17 protein-coding genes are annotated in these 18,233 nt (G+C 59.6%); 10 read left to right on the top strand and 7 right to left on the bottom strand.

Features of this window, described 5'->3' with window-relative positions; translation table 11 throughout:
• Window positions 1-153: 153 nt before the first annotated feature.
• The 10 genes from lptF (at window position 154) to tadA (ending at window position 10,563) form a co-directional block, all read left to right on the top strand.
• On the top strand, window positions 154-1,272 hold the full coding sequence (gene lptF / locus AACY36_RS01290) for an LPS export ABC transporter permease LptF (protein WP_339417747.1): 1,119 nt from the start codon (window positions 154-156) through the stop codon (window positions 1,270-1,272).
• Window positions 1,265-2,344 (top strand): LPS export ABC transporter permease LptG, encoded by a 1,080-nt coding sequence (gene lptG, locus AACY36_RS01285; RefSeq protein ID WP_339417749.1) that lies wholly within the window; start codon window positions 1,265-1,267, stop codon window positions 2,342-2,344. Before lptF ends, lptG begins: the two co-directional genes overlap by 8 nt.
• A 151-nt stretch (window positions 2,345-2,495) precedes the next feature.
• Window positions 2,496-4,295 (top strand): translation elongation factor 4, encoded by a 1,800-nt coding sequence (lepA, locus tag AACY36_RS01280; protein WP_339417750.1) that lies wholly within the window; start codon window positions 2,496-2,498, stop codon window positions 4,293-4,295.
• Window positions 4,296-4,300: 5 nt separating this feature from the next.
• Window positions 4,301-5,152: a signal peptidase I gene (gene lepB / locus AACY36_RS01275; protein ID WP_339427128.1), complete on the top strand. Its 852-nt coding sequence runs from the start codon at window positions 4,301-4,303 to the stop codon at window positions 5,150-5,152.
• Between the two features lie 152 nt (window positions 5,153-5,304).
• On the top strand, window positions 5,305-5,994 hold the full coding sequence (gene rnc, locus AACY36_RS01270; RefSeq protein ID WP_017136295.1) for a ribonuclease III: 690 nt from the start codon (window positions 5,305-5,307) through the stop codon (window positions 5,992-5,994).
• Window positions 5,987-6,889: a GTPase Era gene (gene era / locus AACY36_RS01265; RefSeq protein ID WP_027604661.1), complete on the top strand. Its 903-nt coding sequence runs from the start codon at window positions 5,987-5,989 to the stop codon at window positions 6,887-6,889. Before rnc ends, era begins: the two co-directional genes overlap by 8 nt.
• A gap of 163 nt (window positions 6,890-7,052) precedes the next feature.
• A complete protein-coding gene (recO, locus tag AACY36_RS01260; RefSeq protein WP_339417755.1) occupies window positions 7,053-7,742 on the top strand; it encodes a DNA repair protein RecO in 690 nt (229 codons plus the stop codon).
• Window positions 7,743-7,793: 51 nt separating this feature from the next.
• Window positions 7,794-8,537 (top strand): pyridoxine 5'-phosphate synthase, encoded by a 744-nt coding sequence (gene pdxJ, locus AACY36_RS01255; protein WP_339417757.1) that lies wholly within the window; start codon window positions 7,794-7,796, stop codon window positions 8,535-8,537.
• 152 nt (window positions 8,538-8,689) lie between these two features.
• Window positions 8,690-10,066, top strand: a complete 1,377-nt coding sequence (locus AACY36_RS01250; RefSeq protein WP_339427127.1) for a multicopper oxidase family protein — start codon at window positions 8,690-8,692, stop codon at window positions 10,064-10,066.
• On the top strand, window positions 10,066-10,563 hold the full coding sequence (tadA, locus tag AACY36_RS01245; RefSeq protein ID WP_339417759.1) for a tRNA adenosine(34) deaminase TadA: 498 nt from the start codon (window positions 10,066-10,068) through the stop codon (window positions 10,561-10,563). The genes AACY36_RS01250 and tadA overlap by 1 nt, the downstream gene beginning before the upstream one ends.
• A gap of 139 nt (window positions 10,564-10,702) precedes the next feature.
• Here tadA and cmoB read toward each other — a convergent pair whose 3' ends face one another.
• From cmoB to AACY36_RS01210, 7 genes are all read right to left on the bottom strand, one after another.
• Window positions 10,703-11,659, bottom strand: a complete 957-nt coding sequence (gene cmoB, locus AACY36_RS01240; RefSeq protein ID WP_339417760.1) for a tRNA 5-methoxyuridine(34)/uridine 5-oxyacetic acid(34) synthase CmoB — start codon at window positions 11,657-11,659, stop codon at window positions 10,703-10,705.
• A complete protein-coding gene (cmoA, locus tag AACY36_RS01235; RefSeq protein WP_339417761.1) occupies window positions 11,656-12,399 on the bottom strand; it encodes a carboxy-S-adenosyl-L-methionine synthase CmoA in 744 nt (247 codons plus the stop codon). The genes cmoB and cmoA overlap by 4 nt, the downstream gene beginning before the upstream one ends.
• 145 nt (window positions 12,400-12,544) lie before the next feature.
• A complete protein-coding gene (locus AACY36_RS01230) occupies window positions 12,545-12,967 on the bottom strand; it encodes a hypothetical protein (RefSeq protein ID WP_339417762.1) in 423 nt (140 codons plus the stop codon).
• 135 nt (window positions 12,968-13,102) lie between these two features.
• Window positions 13,103-13,762: a lysoplasmalogenase gene (locus tag AACY36_RS01225; RefSeq protein ID WP_339496690.1), complete on the bottom strand. Its 660-nt coding sequence runs from the start codon at window positions 13,760-13,762 to the stop codon at window positions 13,103-13,105.
• A gap of 1 nt (window position 13,763) precedes the next feature.
• A complete protein-coding gene (locus AACY36_RS01220) occupies window positions 13,764-14,153 on the bottom strand; it encodes a protease inhibitor I42 family protein (RefSeq protein WP_339427125.1) in 390 nt (129 codons plus the stop codon).
• Window positions 14,154-14,357: 204 nt separating this feature from the next.
• Entirely contained in the window at window positions 14,358-16,781 is a 2,424-nt protein-coding gene (gene lon / locus AACY36_RS01215) for an endopeptidase La (protein ID WP_339435848.1), read from the bottom strand.
• A 139-nt stretch (window positions 16,782-16,920) separates the two neighbouring features.
• The gene (locus AACY36_RS01210; RefSeq protein WP_339417768.1) at window positions 16,921-17,910 is read right to left on the bottom strand and encodes a GntR family transcriptional regulator; all 990 of its coding nucleotides are present in this window, start codon (window positions 17,908-17,910) and stop codon (window positions 16,921-16,923) included.
• Window positions 17,911-18,233: the final 323 nt, after the last annotated feature.

Below are 18,233 nucleotides of genomic sequence, written 5' to 3'. Positions count from 1 at the left end.
CCAGCTTTGTGCACGTGCATGAGGTTGCGCAGTGACAGGCGCGGTCAATCACAGGATAATGCGCCATCTTTTTAGCCGGCCCTGTGTAAAGGGGCTGACTCGGTATGCTTGCTTGTTTGGCCGCCTTAGCCTGACAACCCTGGAGTGTCTGGTTTGATCGTCTTCCGTTATCTGTCCCGCGAAGTCCTGTTGACCCTGAGTGCCGTGAGTGCGGTATTGCTGGTCATCATCATGAGTGGTCGTTTCGTCAAATACCTGGCCCAAGCCGCTTCGGGCGCCCTGGACCCAGGCTCGCTGTTCCTGATTATGGGCTTTCGCCTGCCGGGCTTCCTGCAACTGATCCTGCCGTTGGGCCTGTTCCTGGGGATCCTGCTGGCATACGGCCGCCTATACCTCGAAAGCGAAATGACCGTGCTCTCGGCCACAGGCATGAGCCAGCAGCGCCTGCTGGGCATGACCATGATCCCAGCCGCCGGCGTCGCGCTGATCGTCGCCTGGCTGAGCCTGAGCCTGGCTCCCCAGGGCGCCATGCAGTTCCAGTTGGTGCTGAACAAACAAGACGCGATGACCGAGTTCGATACCCTCGAGCCAGGCCGTTTTCAGGCGCTCAATGACGGCTCTCGGGTGACCTACACCGAAACCCTGACCGACGATCGCGCTAACCTGGGCGGGGTGTTCATCTCCGAGAAGCGCCTGGGCCAGGACAAGAAGGACCGTGGTATTTCCATATTGGTAGCCGATTCGGGGCGTCAGGAAGTGCGCCCGGACGGCAGCCGCTACCTGATCCTGGAAAACGGCTATCGCTATGACGGTAGCCCCGGCATGGCCGATTACCGTGCAATCCAGTACGACACCTATGGCGTGATGCTGGCGCGTCCGGATATCAGCGACGAAGTTACCGACCGTGACGCCATCCCGACCTCCGAGCTGTTCGGCAGCAAGGAACTGCGTTCCATCGCCGAACTGCAATGGCGCATCTCCCTGCCGTTGCTAGTGTTCATCGTGACCTTGATGGCCGTGCCGCTGTCGCGCGTCAACCCGCGCCAGGGGCGTTTTCTCAAGCTGCTGCCGGCGATCCTGCTGTACATGGCTTACCTGACCATCCTGATTTCCGCCCGCGGTTCCCTGGAAAAGGGCAGGCTGTCCCCGACCCTGGGCCTTTGGTGGGTGCACGGGATCTTCCTGGTGATTGGCCTGGGCCTGCTCTACTGGGAACCCATACGTTTGAAAATGATGAGCCGTCGTGGCCAGAAGGAGTTGGCTCGTGGCTAAGCTCGATCGCTACATCGGTAGCAGTGTACTGATCGCCATCCTGGCGGTATTGGGCATCATCCTGGGCCTGGCGTCGTTGTTCGCCTTCATCGATGAAGTGGGTAACGTCAGCGACACCTATACCGTGTGGGATGTGCTCAGCTTTGTCGCGCTGACCGCGCCGCGTCGTCTCTACGAGATGATGCCGATGGCCGCGCTGATTGGCTGTCTGATCGGCCTGGGTACCCTGGCCAGCAACAGCGAACTGACCATCATGCGCGCGGCCGGGGTTTCCATCGGTCGTATCGTCTGGGCGGTGATGAAGCCCATGTTGCTGCTGATGCTCTGCAGCGTGCTGATCGGTGAATACGTCGCGCCGCCGACTGAATCCACGGCCCAGGCTAATCGTGCCTTGGCTCAGGGGTCGGGCGATGCGCAAAGCTCCAAGCGCGGTCTGTGGCACCGCCAGGGTGATCAATTTATCCACATCAATGCCGTTCAACCGGGCGGCCTGTTGATTGGCGTGACCCGCTACAACTTTGACAAAGAACGCCATCTGCTGTCGTCAAGCTTCGCCAAACGTGCGCAGTACGGTGATGAAAAGTGGCAATTGAGCGATGTCACTACCACGTATTTCCGCGATATCGGCCAAGGTGCCAAGGCCAGCACCGAAGTGATCAACGTGCCAAGCGAAGAATGGGACATCGCCCTCAAGCCGCAATTGCTCAATACCGTGGTGATGATCCCGGAAAGCCTGCCGATCTCCGGGCTTTGGAGTTACATCCACTATCTGAAGGACCAGGGCCTGAACAACGGTCGTTACTGGCTGGCATTTTGGGTCAAGGTGTTGCAACCGGTGGTGACGGCTGCGCTGGTGCTGATGGCGATCTCGTTCATCTTTGGTCCCCTACGCTCCGTAACCCTGGGCCAGCGTGTGTTTACCGGCGTACTAGTGGGTTTCACATTCCGTATCGCCCAAGACCTGCTAGGCCCGTCGAGCCTGGTGTTCGGCTTCTCGCCGCTGTTTGCGGTGCTGGTGCCCACGGCCATCTGTGCCTTGGCTGGCTTCTGGCTACTGCGTCGAGCCGGTTGATACCACGCTTATGAACAAAAAATGCCCCGGTCCAGAGTTCGGGGCATTTTTGTTCTGGTCAGCAAAGATGACGCCTGGCCTGAGCATCAGGTACAATTCCCGGCTATTTTTCGGCGGGCAATCTGCCTGCAGCCTTTTTGAGTGTTGATCCGTGAGTGATTTGAGTCATATCCGCAATTTCTCCATCATCGCCCACATTGACCATGGTAAGTCGACGCTGGCCGATCGATTCATCCAGATGTGCGGCGGCCTTGCCGAGCGTGAAATGGAAGCCCAGGTGCTGGATTCCATGGACCTCGAACGCGAGCGCGGGATCACCATCAAGGCCCACAGTGTCACTCTGTACTACACCGCCAAAGACGGTATCAAGTACCAGCTGAACTTCATTGACACCCCGGGCCACGTCGACTTCACCTATGAAGTCAGCCGTTCCCTGGCGGCCTGCGAAGGCGCATTGCTGGTGGTGGACGCGGGTCAGGGCGTTGAAGCCCAGTCCGTAGCCAACTGCTACACCGCCATCGAGCAAGGCCTGGAAGTGATGCCGGTGCTGAACAAGATCGACTTGCCGCAAGCCGATCCGGACCGCGTCAAAGAAGAAATCGAAAAAATCATTGGCATTGACGCCACCGACGCCGTCGAGTGCAGCGCCAAGACCGGCCTGGGCGTCGACGAAGTGCTTGAGCGCCTGGTCAATACCATTCCTGCGCCAACCGGCAACTACGAAGATCCGCTGCAAGCGTTGATCATCGACTCCTGGTTCGACAACTACCTGGGCGTTGTCTCCCTGGTGCGCGTGCGCCACGGCCGTGTGAAGAAAGGCGACAAGATCCTGGTCAAATCCACCGGCAAGATCCACCTGGTGGACAGCGTCGGTGTGTTCAACCCGAAACACACTGCCACCGTCGACCTGAAAGCCGGTGAAGTGGGCTTCATCATCGCCGGTATCAAGGACATCCACGGTGCGCCGGTCGGTGACACCCTGACCTTGAGCTCCACCCCTGACGTCGATGTGCTACCGGGTTTCAAGCGCATCCAGCCGCAGGTCTACGCCGGCCTGTTCCCGGTCAGCTCCGACGACTTCGAAGACTTCCGCGAAGCCCTGCAAAAGCTGACCCTCAACGACTCGTCGTTGCAGTACACCCCGGAAAGCTCCGACGCCCTGGGCTTCGGCTTCCGCTGCGGCTTCCTCGGCATGCTGCACATGGAGATCATCCAGGAGCGCCTTGAGCGCGAATACGACCTGGACCTGATCACCACCGCGCCGACGGTTATTTTTGAGCTGGCGTTGAAAACCGGTGAAACGATTTACGTCGATAACCCGTCGAAGCTTCCAGACCTGTCTTCCATCGAAGACATGCGCGAACCAATCGTGCGCGCCAATATTCTTGTGCCACAGGAACACCTGGGCAACGTCATTACCCTGTGTATCGAAAAGCGTGGCGTACAGCACGACATGCTGTTCCTCGGTACCCAGGTGCAAGTGACCTATGATTTGCCGATGAACGAAGTGGTGCTGGACTTCTTCGACCGTCTCAAATCCACCAGCCGCGGCTATGCTTCGCTGGATTATCATTTCGACCGTTACCAGTCGGCTAATCTGGTGAAGCTGGATGTGTTGATCAACGGCGACAAGGTCGATGCCCTGGCACTGATCGTGCACAAGGACAATGCGCACTATAAAGGTCGCCAGTTGACCGAGAAGATGAAAGAACTGATTCCGCGCCAGATGTTCGACGTCGCGATCCAGGCCGCCATCGGCGGGCAGATCATTGCACGGACCTCCGTCAAGGCACTCAGAAAGAACGTACTGGCCAAATGCTACGGCGGTGACGTAAGCCGTAAGCGCAAGCTGCTTGAGAAGCAAAAGGCCGGTAAAAAACGCATGAAGCAAGTGGGCAACGTGGAAATTCCACAAGAAGCCTTCCTTGCGGTGCTCAGGTTGGATAGTTAGGTCCTATGTCACTAAATTTCCCGCTGTTGCTGGTCATCGCCGTTGCCGTTTGTGGCTTCCTGGCGTTGCTTGATCTGGTGTTCTTCGCCCCGCGTCGGCGGGCGGCTATCGCTTCGTATCAGGGCAGCGTCAGCCAGCCCGATGCCGTGGTGGTCGAGAAGCTGAACAAAGAGCCTTTGCTGGTTGAATACGGCAAGTCGTTCTTCCCGGTGTTGTTCATCGTGCTGGTGCTGCGTTCGTTCCTGGTGGAGCCGTTTCAGATCCCTTCGGGGTCGATGAAACCTACCCTGGACGTGGGCGACTTCATTCTGGTGAACAAGTTTGCCTACGGGATTCGCCTGCCGGTGATCGACAAGAAGGTCATCGAAATTGGTGACCCGCAGCGCGGCGATGTGATGGTGTTCCGCTACCCGAGCGACCCGAGCGTCAACTACATCAAGCGCGTGATCGGCCTGCCGGGCGATGTGATTCGCTACACGGGCGACAAGCGTCTGTTGATCAACGGTGAGTCGGTGGCCGAGAAGTTGCTCGGCTCCGAGCCAAGTTCCCTGGGCAGCGCCGAGCTGTACCAGGAAAAACTCGGCGCGGTAGAGCATGAGATCCGCAAGGAAATGTCGCGCTTCCGCCAGCCTGGCGGTGAGTGGAAAGTGCCTGCCGGGCACTACTTCATGATGGGCGACAACCGTGACAACTCCAATGACAGCCGCTATTGGAATGATCCCAACATTCCCAAGGACCTGCTGGGCATGGTTCCCGACCAGAATATAGTCGGTAAGGCCTTTGCGGTCTGGATGAGCTGGCCGGAACCCAAACTCAGCCACCTGCCGAATTTCTCGCGGGTCGGGCTGATCAAGTAATACAGGCGGCGCTGTGAACACAGCGCCGAATGCTTTTCTGGGGCTGGGACAATTATTTGCCCGGCCCCATGCAGCACCAACCAGGATTTGAATTTGAACACTGCGTCAATCGTCGATGGCCGCCGGTGCCACCAAACAGATATGGGTAAACCGTGAGCGTTTCTTTAAGTCGTCTCGAGCGCCAGCTCGGCTACACCTTCAAGGACCAGGAATTGATGGTCCTTGCCCTCACACACCGCAGCTTTGCTGGGCGCAACAACGAGCGCCTGGAATTCCTCGGTGATGCCATCCTTAACTTTGCCGCCGGTGAGGCGCTCTTCGAACGTTTCCCTCAAGCGCGCGAAGGCCAGCTGTCGCGCTTGCGTGCACGCCTTGTGAAAGGCGAGACCCTGGCCGTGCTGGCCCGTGGTTTCGGCCTGGGTGAATACCTGCGACTGGGCTCCGGTGAATTGAAAAGCGGTGGCTTCCGTCGCGAGTCGATCCTGGCAGATGCCCTGGAAGCGTTGATCGGTGCGATCTACCTCGATGCAGGTATGGAGACGGCCAAGGAGCGCGTGGTCGCCTGGCTGGCCTCGGAAATCGAAAGCCTGACGCTGGTCGACACCAACAAAGATCCCAAGACCCGCTTGCAGGAATACCTGCAGTCCCGTGGTTGCGAACTGCCACGTTACGAAGTGGTGGATATCCAGGGTGAGCCGCATTGCCGCGTGTTCTTCGTGGAATGTGAAATCACCTTACTGAATGAAAAAAGCCGAGGTCAGGGTGTGAGCCGTCGTATTGCCGAACAGGTAGCGGCCGCTGCAGCACTGATTGCCCTGGGCGTGGAGAATGGCCATGACTGATTCAACCGCAACACGCTGTGGCTATGTTGCCATCGTTGGCCGCCCCAACGTGGGCAAGTCCACGCTGCTCAACCACATCCTCGGCCAGAAGCTCGCGATCACCTCGCGCAAGCCGCAGACGACTCGCCACAACATGTTGGGCATCAAGACCGAAGGCAGCGTGCAAGCGGTCTACGTCGACACCCCGGGCATGCACAAAGGCGGCGAGAAAGCGCTTAACCGCTACATGAACAAAACCGCTTCGGCGGCGTTGAAAGACGTCGACGTTGTGATCTTCGTGGTCGACCGCACCAAGTGGACTGATGAAGACCAGATGGTTCTCGAGCGAGTGCAATACGTGACCGGCCCGTTGATCGTCGCGCTGAACAAGACCGACCGTATCGAAGACAAAGCCGAACTGATGCCGCACCTGAGCTGGCTGCAGGAACAACTGCCAAACGCCCAGATCATGCCGATCTCGGCCCAGCACGGGCATAACCTCGAAGCCCTGGAACGCGTGATAGCAGGCTACCTGCCGGAGAACGAGCACTTCTTCCCGGAAGACCAGATCACCGACCGCAGCAGCCGTTTCCTCGCCGCCGAACTGGTCCGCGAGAAAATCATGCGCCAGATGGGGGCCGAGCTGCCGTACCAGATCACCGTCGAAATCGAAGAGTTCAAGCAGCAGGGCAAGACCTTGCACATCCATGCGCTGATCTTGGTCGAGCGTGACGGCCAGAAGAAAATCATCATTGGCGACAAGGGCGAGCGCATCAAGCGCATCGGCACCGAAGCGCGCAAGGACATGGAATTGCTGTTCGATTCCAAGATCATGCTCAACCTGTGGGTGAAGGTTAAGGGTGGCTGGTCTGATGATGAGCGTGCGTTGCGTTCGTTGGGCTACGGCGACTTGTAACAAAGCCTGAGAACACCACCGGACAAAATGTGGGAGCGGGCTTGCTCGCGAAAGCGGTGGATCAGTCACTAATAAGTCGACTGACATAACGCATTCGCGAGCAAGCCCGCTCCACATTGGATAGTCGTAGTTTTCAAGGCCGTGCTCTGTCAGCGAGAACCTCATGTCCCAATCCCCGCCCCCCAGCCAACTCGCCTACGTCCTGCACAGCCGCGCCTACCGTGAGACCAGCGCCTTGGTGGACTTTCTCACGCCTCACGGTCGCCTGCGCGCGGTATTGCGCAGCGCGCGAGGCAAGGCGGGCACGCTGGCAAGGCCATTCGTGGCGCTGGACGTGGAATTTCGCGGCAAGGGCGAGTTGAAAAACGTTGGGCGGCTCGAGAGCGTCGGTACGTCGGCCTGGCTCAACGGTGATGCGTTGTTCAGCGGCCTCTACCTCAACGAACTGCTGATCCGCCTACTGCCCGCCGAAGACCCACACCCTGGCGTCTTCGATCACTACGCCGCCACCTTGCTCGCCCTCGCCGAAGGCCGCCCGCTGGAGCCGCTGCTGCGCGCCTTTGAATGGCGCCTGCTTGACGACCTGGGCTACGGCTTCGAACTCGCCAACGATCTGCACGGTGACCCCATCGCCGCCGACGGTATGTATCGTCTGCAAGTCGATGCCGGCCTTGAGCGCGTGTACCTGCTGCAACCTGGCCTGTTCCAGGGTACCGAGTTGCTGGCGATGAGCGAAGCCGATTGGAGCGCTCCGGGTGCTTTGTCCGCCGCCAAGCGCCTCATGCGCCAAGCGCTGGCTGTGCACCTGGGCGGGCGGCCGCTGGTCAGTCGCGAGTTGTTTCGAAAGCCCTGACAACCCCGTGTATGCTGTGCAGCGTTTCTTTCCCTATTCAGGAGCGCTTCCGTGACCACCAGCAATCGCATTCTTCTTGGCGTCAACATCGACCACGTCGCCACCCTGCGCCAGGCCCGGGGCACCCGTTACCCTGACCCGGTCAAGGCCGCGCTGGACGCCGAAGAAGCGGGCGCCGACGGCATCACCGTGCACCTGCGTGAAGACCGCCGCCACATCCAGGAGCGCGACGTGCTGGTGCTCAAGGACGTGCTGCAAACTCGCATGAACTTCGAGATGGGCGTCACCGAAGAAATGATGCAGTTCGCCGAGCGCATCCGCCCGGCGCACATCTGCCTGGTCCCGGAGACCCGTCAGGAACTGACCACCGAAGGCGGCCTCGACGTGGCGGGCCAGGAGGCAAGGATCAAGGCTGCGGTAGAGCGCTTGTCGAAGATCGGCAGTGAAGTGTCGCTGTTCATCGACGCCGACGAGCGCCAGATCGAAGCCTCGCGCCGTGTCGGTGCGCCGGCCATCGAGCTGCACACCGGCCGTTACGCCGACGCTACTACACCGACCGAAGTCGCCGACGAACTGCAACGCATCATTGACGGTGTGAACTGCGGCCTCAAGGAAGGCCTGATCGTCAACGCCGGCCACGGTCTGCACTACCATAACGTCGAGGCCGTGGCCGCGATCAAGGGCATCAATGAGCTGAACATCGGCCACGCACTGGTGGCGCACGCGCTGTTCGTCGGTTTCAAAGGCGCGGTAGCCGAGATGAAAGCGCTGATCCTGGCCGCCGCCAGGACTTAAGCCACAGCCTAAAGAACGCTGAATATCAGACGTGTGTGAGCGCCAGTGAATTCAGCCATGCGGCAATGCGAAGCCTTACTGTTTAGCCGTTGCAGGTGTATCGTATCTGCCCTTTGCAGGCCCTGGGCTTGCGGCAGATACGTGAGGTTGTTGTGTCCCGATCCTTTTCCCGTCGACAAATCCTGGGTGGCCTTGCAGGCCTGGCCGTAGTGGGCGTGGGGGCCGGTGGCGCCTACCGCTACTGGCTGGGGAAAGTCGCCGAGGCTGAGGCTGGGCACGATTACGAACTGATCGCAGCACCCCTGGACGTGGAGTTGGTACCGGGCCACAAGACCGAAGCCTGGGCATTCGGCCCCTCAGCGCCGGGCACCGAGTTGCGCGTGCGCCAGGGTGAGTGGTTGCGGGTGCGCTTTATCAACCATCTGCCAGTCGCCACCACCATCCACTGGCATGGCATCCGCCTGCCGCTGGAAATGGACGGCGTGCCCTACGTCTCGCAATTGCCGGTACTGCCCGGTGAATACTTCGACTATAAATTCCGCGTGCCGGACGCGGGCAGCTACTGGTATCACCCCCATGTGAACAGCAGTGAAGAACTGGGCCGTGGCCTGGTCGGCCCGCTGATCATTGAAGAGCGCGAGCCTACCGGTTTCAAACACGAGCGCACCCTGAGCCTGAAAAACTGGCACGTGGACGAAGAGGGCGCTTTCGTGGCCTTCAGCATCCCCCGTGAAGCGGCGCGGGGCGGCACCGCCGGGCGTTTATCGACGATCAATGGCGTGTCCCAGGCGGTCATCGATCTGCCCGCCGGGCAGATCACCCGCGTGCGCCTGCTCAATCTCGACAACACCTTGACCTATCGCATCAATATTCCAGATGTCGACGCGCAGATCTACGCGCTGGACGGCAACCCTATCGAGCCGCGCCCGCTGGGCAAGGAATACTGGCTGGGCCCCGGCATGCGCATGTGCCTGGCGATCAAGGCACCGCCTGCCGGTGAAGAACTGTCGATCCGCAACGGCCCGGTGCGCCTCGGTACGTTTCGTTCGGTGGCCAACTCCGATGCACCGAGTGAGTGGCCGCCCGCATTGCCCGCCAACCCGATCAGCGAACCGGACCTGGCCAATGCCGAGAAGCTCAACTTCAATTTCGAATGGGTTGGCAGCGTTTCAGTCGATGATGGCAAGCCTCCAAGCCTGTGGCAGATCAACGGCAAGGCGTGGGACATCACAGACAAAACCTGTGCCGACCGCCCGATTGCCAAGCTGGAAAAGGGCAAGAGCTACATTTTCGAATTGAAGAACATGACCCAGTACCAGCATCCGATCCACCTGCATGGCATGAGCTTCAAGGTGATTGCCTCGAACCGCCACAAGGTGATCCCGTACTTCACCGACACCTACTTGTTGGGCAAAAACGAACGCGCCCGCGTGGCCTTGGTGGCGGATAACCCGGGGGTGTGGATGTTCCATTGCCATGTGATCGACCACATGGAAACCGGCCTGATGGCCGCCATCGAGGTGGCGTGATGCGCCAGTTTCGCCCACCGGCGATCATCGACCGCAGTCGCGACCAGGACTTCATGCTTGAAGCCCTGGCCCTTGCTGCCCAGGGCGCTGCACTCGGCGAAGTGCCCGTCGGCGCAGTGCTCGTACAAGACGGCGAGATCATCGGTCGTGGCTTCAATTGCCCGATCAGCGGCAATGATCCCAGCGCGCATGCTGAAATGGTCGCCATCCGCGCCGCCGCGCAAGCGATCAGCAACTACCGCCTGATCGGCAGCACCCTGTATGTCACGCTGGAGCCGTGCAGCATGTGCGCCGGCCTGATCGTGCATTCGCGTGTTGCGCGGGTGGTCTATGGCGCGCTGGAGCCCAAGGCGGGGATTGTGCAAAGCCAGGGGCAGTTTTTTACCCAGGGATTTCTGAATCACCGGGTGTTGTTTGAGGGGGGAGTGTTGGCTGAGGAGTGTGGGGCGGTGCTGAGTGAGTTCTTCAAGGCCCGGCGGGCCAAGCCCACACTCTAACGATTACGGGTGAGCAAATGTGGGAGCGGGCTTGCTCGCGAATACGGTGTATCAGTCACACATGTACCGACTGACCCACTGCATTCGCGAGCAAGCCCGCTCCCACATTTTGATCTCCACTTGGCAGGCAGATTGGAGGTTACTTCTTGGCGATGATCACTGCGCGCATCGGCGCCGGCAGCCCTTCGATGGTCTTGCTGTGATCCTCCGTATCAAGAAAATCACTCAGCGACTGAAACTTCATCCACTCGGTCCCGCGCTGTTCTTCAACCGTGGTCACGCTCACATCCACACAGCGCACATCGCTGAACCCTGCACGGCGCAGCCACAGCATCAACGCCGGCACCGACGGCAGGAACCATACGTTACGCATTTGCGCATAGCGGTCTTCCGGCACCAGCACTTGCTGCTGATCGCCTTCCACCACCAAGGTTTCCAGGACCAGTTCTCCGCCTTTGACCAGCGTGTCTTTCAGCGCCAACAAGTGCTCGATCGGCGAGCGGCGGTGATAGAACACGCCCATGGAAAACACCGTGTCGAACCCTTCAAGATTCGACGGTAAGTCTTCGAACGGGAACGGCAAGTGCCAGGCGTTGGGTTCGGACAGGTAACGCTGTACCGCCTGGAACTGGCAGAAGAACAACCAGTTCGGATCGACCCCAATCACGCTGTCCGCGCCGGCGCCGAGCATGCGCCACATGTAGTAGCCATTGCCGCAGCCGACATCAAGGATGCGCTTGCCTTTCAGATCCAGGTGCGGCGCGACCCGCGACCACTTCCAGTCCGAACGCCATTCGGTATCGACATGCACGCCGAATAGGTGGAACGGGCCTTTGCGCCACGGGCTCAGGCCCATCAGCGCAGTGTGCATTTGCGCGCGGGTAGCGTCGTCGCAATCAGTGTCCAGGGTCAGGTCATTCAGCAAATCGACTTCGCTGGGCATTATTTTCGGTAAGGCATCCAACGCACTCTGCCAACGCTCCAGGTCGCCATGACCTTTCTCCATCTTGCTATCGAGTTGCGCTTGCAGGCCCTGGGCCCAAACGGCCAAAGGAGTGCCCACCAAGTGGCGGGCAAGGGGGGAGAGATCAATCATGGCAGGGCAATCAACGAGGCAAAGTTAAGACACTGGAACCACGGCACGACGTTCGAGAACCCCGCCGCCAGCAGGCGTTCGCGGTGTTCTTCGAGGCTGTCGGGCTTCATGACGTTTTCGATGGCGCTGCGCTTCTGGGCGATTTCCAGTTCGCTGTAGCCGTTGGCGCGTTTGAACGCGATATGCAGGTCGGTGAGTAGCGCGTGTTCTTCAAGGTCATTGAAGCGCAGCTTTTCCGAGAGGATCAGCGCTCCGCCCGGCAGCAGCGACTGGCGGATACGCGAGAGCAAGGGCAGGCGTTCATCCGGTGCGATAAATTGCAGGGTGAAGTTGAGTGCAACCACTGAGGCCGGTTGGAATTGCAGCGCGAGTATATCGCCCTCGATAACCTCGACCGGCAGCAACTCCTGGAACATCGAGTCCTGGCCATTGAGGTACTCGCGGCAGCGCTCCACCATCGCCGCCGAGTTATCCACTGCAATCACCCGGCACCCGTCGGTGCGCACATGGCGGCGCAGGGCCTGGGTCACTGCGCCGAGGGAAGAGCCCAGGTCGTACAGCACGCTGCCCGGCTGGGCAAACTGCGACGCGAGCACGCCGAGGTTCTCGACGATGGTCGGATAACCCGGCACCGAGCGCTTGATCATGTCCGGGAACACCCGCACCACGTCCTCGTTAAAGGCGAAGTCCGGCACCTGGGGCAGGGGCTGGGCGAATAGGCGATCGGGTTCTTTGCTCACGGTTGTTCCGGCGACGAAGGGGAAAGGCCGGCATTTTAGCCAAGTTAGCCTTCGTGCGCGCGAGTTGTCTGATAAACCGCGATGTAACAGGCAGTGTTGGCTTCACCACCCCTTCGGGTTGACCGGGAGGCGGTGGAGCGCTTTGTCACTGTTTGGAGAGTGGATTCGTGCGGATATCACAATCACCGACTACGCCAATAGTGTCTTTTGGCTGAAAAAGGTTGTTTGCAGTGAAGTTGAAGTGGCACCTGTAGCGGCCATTTTCACGGTCGAAATCAACGTTCACGCTACCGCTCTGAGTCAAATAGTGCGCAGGAGCAGATTTTCCACCGGCTGTGAGTGCACAAATCTGCTTGCTCGGAAAAACATAGTCGCCGTTCGGTGTATTCGACAGCATCTCAATTTCGATGATGCGCAGGGGGCCGGGTGAATTTTCCTCGACGCCTACGATAGTTATCTGCTCATTCTCATTAGTCAGGTCAACCGCGCCTGCATTGAAACTCACGACACCGTTGACGGATGCGGTCAATGTTCCCGTTGCTTCCCCGTAAGCAGTACTGTTGGTCATGATCGAACCCTCTTGAACCACTCGCCCACCGGATTGTGTGCGATGTCGTGGAACGATAGAGGCAGGCACCCATCTGCGTAACTGTTAGAAATACCAGTTCTGCAGAGGTTATTAATCTAAATAGGCGGTGTTTTTTCAATGATGGCGCGTAGGGTGTTCAGTCTGTGGATTGAGGGCAAATGCAGCCGCAGTGATCCCCCACTGTCCCAGCCAGTAAGTACTGATCAGCACATACGGCGCCGCATCGAATGCCACCACAAACCGACTGATGCCGATCAGCGTGTCGAAAAAAACAAACGACAGCGCGCCTGCTGCCGCCAGCAATGCCGAGCGTTTCGGCACGTCAGTGCCCAAGCGTGCCAGCGCACGCCAGAGCATCGCACTGATCACCAGCGCATAAACCACTACCGGCATCAGCAGGTCGCCAAGGCCGTGGGAGATCAGGATGCTCAGCAGAATCGCGCCCACGCCCAGGGCCAATGCCAACGGCAACAGGGCTAAGCGGCGGCAGTCGCTGAAGTAGGCTTTGAGGTAGGCCAGGTGCGCAAACAGAAATGCGCCCAGCCCAAAGATAAACAGATCGCCCGGCCAGGCGAGCAGCACATCGCCTATCAGGGAAAAGATCAAACCCAGGCTGATCCAGCGTCGATACTCGGTGGGCGGCGCATCATGCAGCCAGCCCAGCAGCGCCAGGACCGGCAGCGGCTTGACCAGCAGGCACAGCAACGTGGCATGGGTGGTCAGGCCGTAGATAAAAGTGCCGGCGCCCATCAACGCAAGAATCAGCCATGGCATATCAGTTCACCGTGATGGCGCAGTCGAACGTTTCGGCGGGTTCGGCTTCCGGCTCCCAGGGTTGCTGGGACGTCAGGCGCAAGCGGCCCTGGCCGGTCGCGAACGCCTGGAACCGCCAGGTCGACTGGCCGCCGCCACCGACCACGCCGGATTCCGAGCTGGTGTAGACCTCCGGGCTCAAGGCGCGCAACACACCGCCAGCGGAATCCTGGATGGCCCAGCGGTAACCCGTGGTGGGGTTGCTCGGCAGGGTGAGGATCAGGTTTTGACCGGTTTTAAGCTGAAGTGGGCAGGCGCTCTGGTTGTCCACGCTGACGTTTTGCTTGGGGGCACTGGCGCAGGCGGCCAGCAGGGCAAGGCTCAAGGGGAGAAACAGGCGAGCAGCGGTCATGAGGGCTCCGTTGATTGGCGACGAAGGGCGAGCATAACCGAAGATGGGACGAGGTGTGACTGGGTGGGATTTTGTGGTGACCGGGCCGGCCCTTTCGCGAGCAAGCCCGCTCTCACATTTCGACCGCATTCCAAAGGATTTACTCGGTCAACATGTGGGAGCGGGCTTGCTCGCGAAGAGGCCAGTAAAGGCGCTACATAACTATCAGAAGAGCACTTTAGCCACATCCGCAAACCGCTTGGCAAAGTGCACTGTCATCCCTTCCTTCAGGTACTCCGGCAACTCCTCAAAACTGCCCCGATTCGGCTCCGGAAGGATCAGCTCATGGATCTTCTGGCGCCGCGCCGCGATCACTTTCTCGCGCACCCCGCCAATCGGCAGGACATGCCCGGTCAACGTCAGCTCACCGGTCATGGCCACGCCTTTTTTCGGCGGCTGGTTACGTGCCAGCGACAACAGCGCACTGGCCATGGTCACCCCCGCACTCGGGCCGTCTTTGGGCGTGGCGCCTTCCGGCACGTGCAGGTGCACGAAAGCTTCGTCAAAAAATTTCGGATCACCGCCAAACGACTTCAGGTTCGAGCTGATGTAGCTGTAGGCAATTTCGGCGGACTCCTTCATCACTTCACCCAACTGCCCGGTGAGCTTGAAGCCGCGATTGAGCGTATGGATACGTGTCGCCTCAATCGGCAGCGTCGCGCCGCCCATGCTGGTCCACGCCAGGCCGGTGATCACACCGGTGCCGGACAGCACCTGCTCATTGCGGAACACCGGTACACCCAGTGAGCTTTCCAGGTCTTTGTTGCCAATCTTGATCACCAGGTCCGGCTTATCCAGCAGCTTGACCACGGCCTTGCGCACCAGTTTGCCCAGCTGTTTTTCCAGCTGGCGCACACCGGCTTCGCGGGCGTAGCCGTCGATCAATGCGCGCAACGCGCCGTCGCTGATGGTCAGGGTGTTTTTCGACACGCCGGCTTTTTCCAACTGCTTGGGCCACAGGTGGCGCTTGGCAATCGCGACTTTTTCTTCGGTGATATAGCCCGACAGGCGAATCACTTCCATACGGTCCAGCAGCGGGCCTGGGATGGAGTCCAGGGTATTGGCGGTGCACACGAACAGCACTTTGGACAGGTCCAGGCGCAGGTCCAGGTAGTGGTCGAGGAATTCGACGTTTTGCTCGGGGTCGAGGGTTTCCAGCAGTGCCGACGCCGGGTCGCCCTGGAAGCTCTGGCCCATCTTGTCGATCTCGTCGAGCATGATCACCGGGTTCATCACTTCCACATCTTTGAGCGCCTGCACCAGCTTGCCGGGCATGGCGCCGATGTAGGTGCGGCGATGGCCCTTGATCTCGGCCTCGTCGCGCATGCCGCCGACGCTGAAGCGGTAGAAGGGCCGTCCCAGCGACTCGGCGATGGATTTACCGACGCTGGTCTTGCCCACGCCCGGCGGGCCGACCAGCAGCACAATGGAACCGGCGACTTCGCCTTTATAGGCACCCACCGCGAGGAATTCGAGGATGCGACTCTTAATGTCGTCCAGGCCTGCGTGGTGCTTGTCCAGCACCTTGCGCGCATGTTTCAGGTCGAGTTTATCCTCGCCAAACACACCCCACGGCACCGAGGTGGCCCAGTCCAGGTAGTTGCGCGTCACCGCGTATTCCGGCGAGCCGGTTTCGAGGATCGACAGTTTGTTCAGTTCTTCATCGATGCGTTTTTTCGCCTGGGCCGGCAGTACTTTGCTTTCCAGGCGTTGCTCGAATTGCTCGACATCCGCACTGCGGTCGTCCTTGGTCAAGCCCAGCTCCTGCTGGATGACCTTGAGCTGTTCCTTGAGGAAGAACTCGCGCTGATGCTCGCCGATCTTGCGGTTCACTTCAGCGGAGAGTTCTTTTTGCAGGCGCGCAACTTCGACTTCTTTGCGCAGCATCGGCAGCACTTTTTCCATGCGCTTAAGCATGGGCACGCAGTCCAGCACTTCCTGCAATTCGTTACCGGTGGCCGAGGTCAACGCGGCGGCGAAGTCGGTGAGCGGCGACGGGTCGTTGGGGCTGAAGCGGTTGAGGTAGTTCTTCAGCTCTTCGCTGTACAGCGGGTTGAGCGGTAGCAGTTCCTTGATCGCATTGATCAGCGCCATGCCGTAGGCCTTGACCTCGTCGGTCGGCTCCGAGGGCTGGTGCGGGTATTCGACTTCCACCAGGTACGGTGGGCGGTGGTGCTTGAGCCAGGTCTTGATGCGCACGCGGGTCAGGCCCTGGGCCACGAATTGCAGCTTGCCGTTTTCGCGGCTGGCGTGGTGCACCTTCACCAGCGTGCCGTACAGCGGCAGGCTGGAGGTATCGAAGTGGCGGGGGTCGTCCGGCGGGGTGTCCATGAAGAACAGGGCCAGGGAGTGGTGGTCGGATTTGCTCACCAGTTCCAGGGTCTCGGCCCACGGCTCTTCATTGACGATCACCGGCAGCACTTGCGCCGGGAAGAAGGGCCGGTTGTGGATCGGGATGATGTAGACCTTGTCCGGCAGGTTTTGCCCGGGTAGGGCCAGGCCGGTGTTGGAGGACGCTTCGTGCTCGGCGTTTTCGGGATCTGCGTAGTCGTTGAGGTCGTAATCAGGGAATTCTTGCTGGTCGCTCATGGGGCACCTGCATCAGGAAGTATGGTGCTTAGATGGGGCGGGGCGGCGGTGGTTTCAATGGCGGCGGCGAGATCGCAACATATTGCATGAAATTCTCGACAGCACCGCCGCTCCCTCCTCTATTTGGAACTGTGTGCGGTCAGCTGATTTTGTGCAGGTAGGCGGGCAGGGGTTGTTCTGGCAGGACTGAGAGCACTTTCAGCCGTTGCAACATGCGCTGGCGTGCTCGCTGAAGATGCTCACGCAGATTCAGCGCCGCCGCATCCACCGCGCCATGCAACAAGAGCTCAAGAATCAACCGATGTTCGGCCAACATCGCCGGATCGGCGCCGATCCCCAGCAACCGATAAAAAATCCGGCTGATGATCATTGGGCTCTGGCCCTGGCGGATCAGTGCAGCGATCTTGCGATTCTGCAAGCCGGCCAAGCAGTGCTGGTGCAAGTCTTCCTCGATCTGTTCGATGGCCTCAAGGCTGCAGTGAGGGCTGTCCTGGGCAGCCAGTACGCGTTGCAACATGGCTTCAAGCAGCTGGCGATCAAGGTGCGGTGCGCTCTGGCGCAAGGCTTCGGGTTCCAGGCAGGCGCGCAGTTCGTAGTCTTCGGTAACTTCCCGCGCCGTCAAAGGCCCCGCCAACCATTGGGAATAGGGTTCCTTTTCCACCAGGCCGCGATCTCGCAGGCGCATCAGTGCTTCACGCACCACTGCACGGCTGACGCCATAGTGGTCGGCGGCGGCTTGCTCATCCAGGCGGTAATGGCCGAAGGCAATGCAGGTGGACAGCGCCGCGCCGATTTCCTCGACGATACGTTCACCCAACGGCCGCGTATCCACCAGCTCATCCTTACCATCAAGGCCCAAATGTGTATGGCTCAAGGGCAGGCGTAGCGGCTCCATCGCCAGGCTTTCGGGGTTGATCAGGTAACCCCGGCCATTGAAGCGGCAGATCAGGCCTTCGGCGTGCAGCAGGTCCAGGGCCTTGCGCACCGGTACACGGCTGGTACCGAACAGTTCGGCCAACGGCGCTTCCAGCAAAACCAGGCCGTGGCGAGCGGTGCCGTTGACGATCGCGTCACGCAACACTTGGTGAATCATCGCGTAACGAGAGGCCGAGGCGGACACTGCTTTCATCGATTTCTCTAAAGGGGGGAGGACGGTGGCCGGGGATTCTCTCATAAGTTGCACCTGTCACTCTGGGCCACGTCGATGGCACTTTTTTGGGGCCCGAAAACTGGGAATGTTACCTTTCTGCACCAAAATGTACTTATTAATAAAAGATACATTATTTCGTTGGCGGCATTGCACCTCCCTCAGTCACGGTTTTTTCCTGCCCATCAAAACCATCTATCCCGTTGCTCTCAGCGAAAAAACCTGACAGCGCAAAACCACCTCACAAGAGACTGGCACGAAAGCTGCCTTTGTAAAATGTACATTTTATTAATATGTACGTTTTT

The sequence above is a fragment of the Pseudomonas sp. EA_15y_Pfl1_P101 genome (assembly GCF_963970835.1).
Classification (GTDB): domain Bacteria; phylum Pseudomonadota; class Gammaproteobacteria; order Pseudomonadales; family Pseudomonadaceae; genus Aquipseudomonas; species Aquipseudomonas tritici.
The sequence above is the reverse complement of the archived record's forward strand: the minus strand, read 5'-3'. Positions and strand labels throughout refer to the sequence as shown.

Excerpts from the sequence above, each read along its gene's own strand:
- lepB (WP_339427128.1), top strand. The coding sequence starts at position 4,301 with ATGTCACTAAATTTCCCGCTGTTGCTGGTCATCGCCGTTGCCGTTTGT.
- era (WP_027604661.1), top strand. The coding sequence starts at position 5,987 with ATGACTGATTCAACCGCAACACGCTGTGGCTATGTTGCCATCGTTGGC.
- recO (WP_339417755.1), top strand. The coding sequence starts at position 7,053 with ATGTCCCAATCCCCGCCCCCCAGCCAACTCGCCTACGTCCTGCACAGC.
- tadA (WP_339417759.1), top strand. The coding sequence starts at position 10,066 with ATGCGCCAGTTTCGCCCACCGGCGATCATCGACCGCAGTCGCGACCAG.
- cmoB (WP_339417760.1), bottom strand. The coding sequence starts at position 11,659 with ATGATTGATCTCTCCCCCCTTGCCCGCCACTTGGTGGGCACTCCTTTG.
- AACY36_RS01230 (WP_339417762.1), bottom strand. The coding sequence starts at position 12,967 with ATGACCAACAGTACTGCTTACGGGGAAGCAACGGGAACATTGACCGCA.
- AACY36_RS01225 (WP_339496690.1), bottom strand. The coding sequence starts at position 13,762 with ATGCCATGGCTGATTCTTGCGTTGATGGGCGCCGGCACTTTTATCTAC.
- AACY36_RS01220 (WP_339427125.1), bottom strand. The coding sequence starts at position 14,153 with ATGACCGCTGCTCGCCTGTTTCTCCCCTTGAGCCTTGCCCTGCTGGCC.
- lon (WP_339435848.1), bottom strand. The coding sequence starts at position 16,781 with ATGAGCGACCAGCAAGAATTCCCTGATTACGACCTCAACGACTACGCA.
- AACY36_RS01210 (WP_339417768.1), bottom strand. The coding sequence starts at position 17,910 with ATGAAAGCAGTGTCCGCCTCGGCCTCTCGTTACGCGATGATTCACCAA.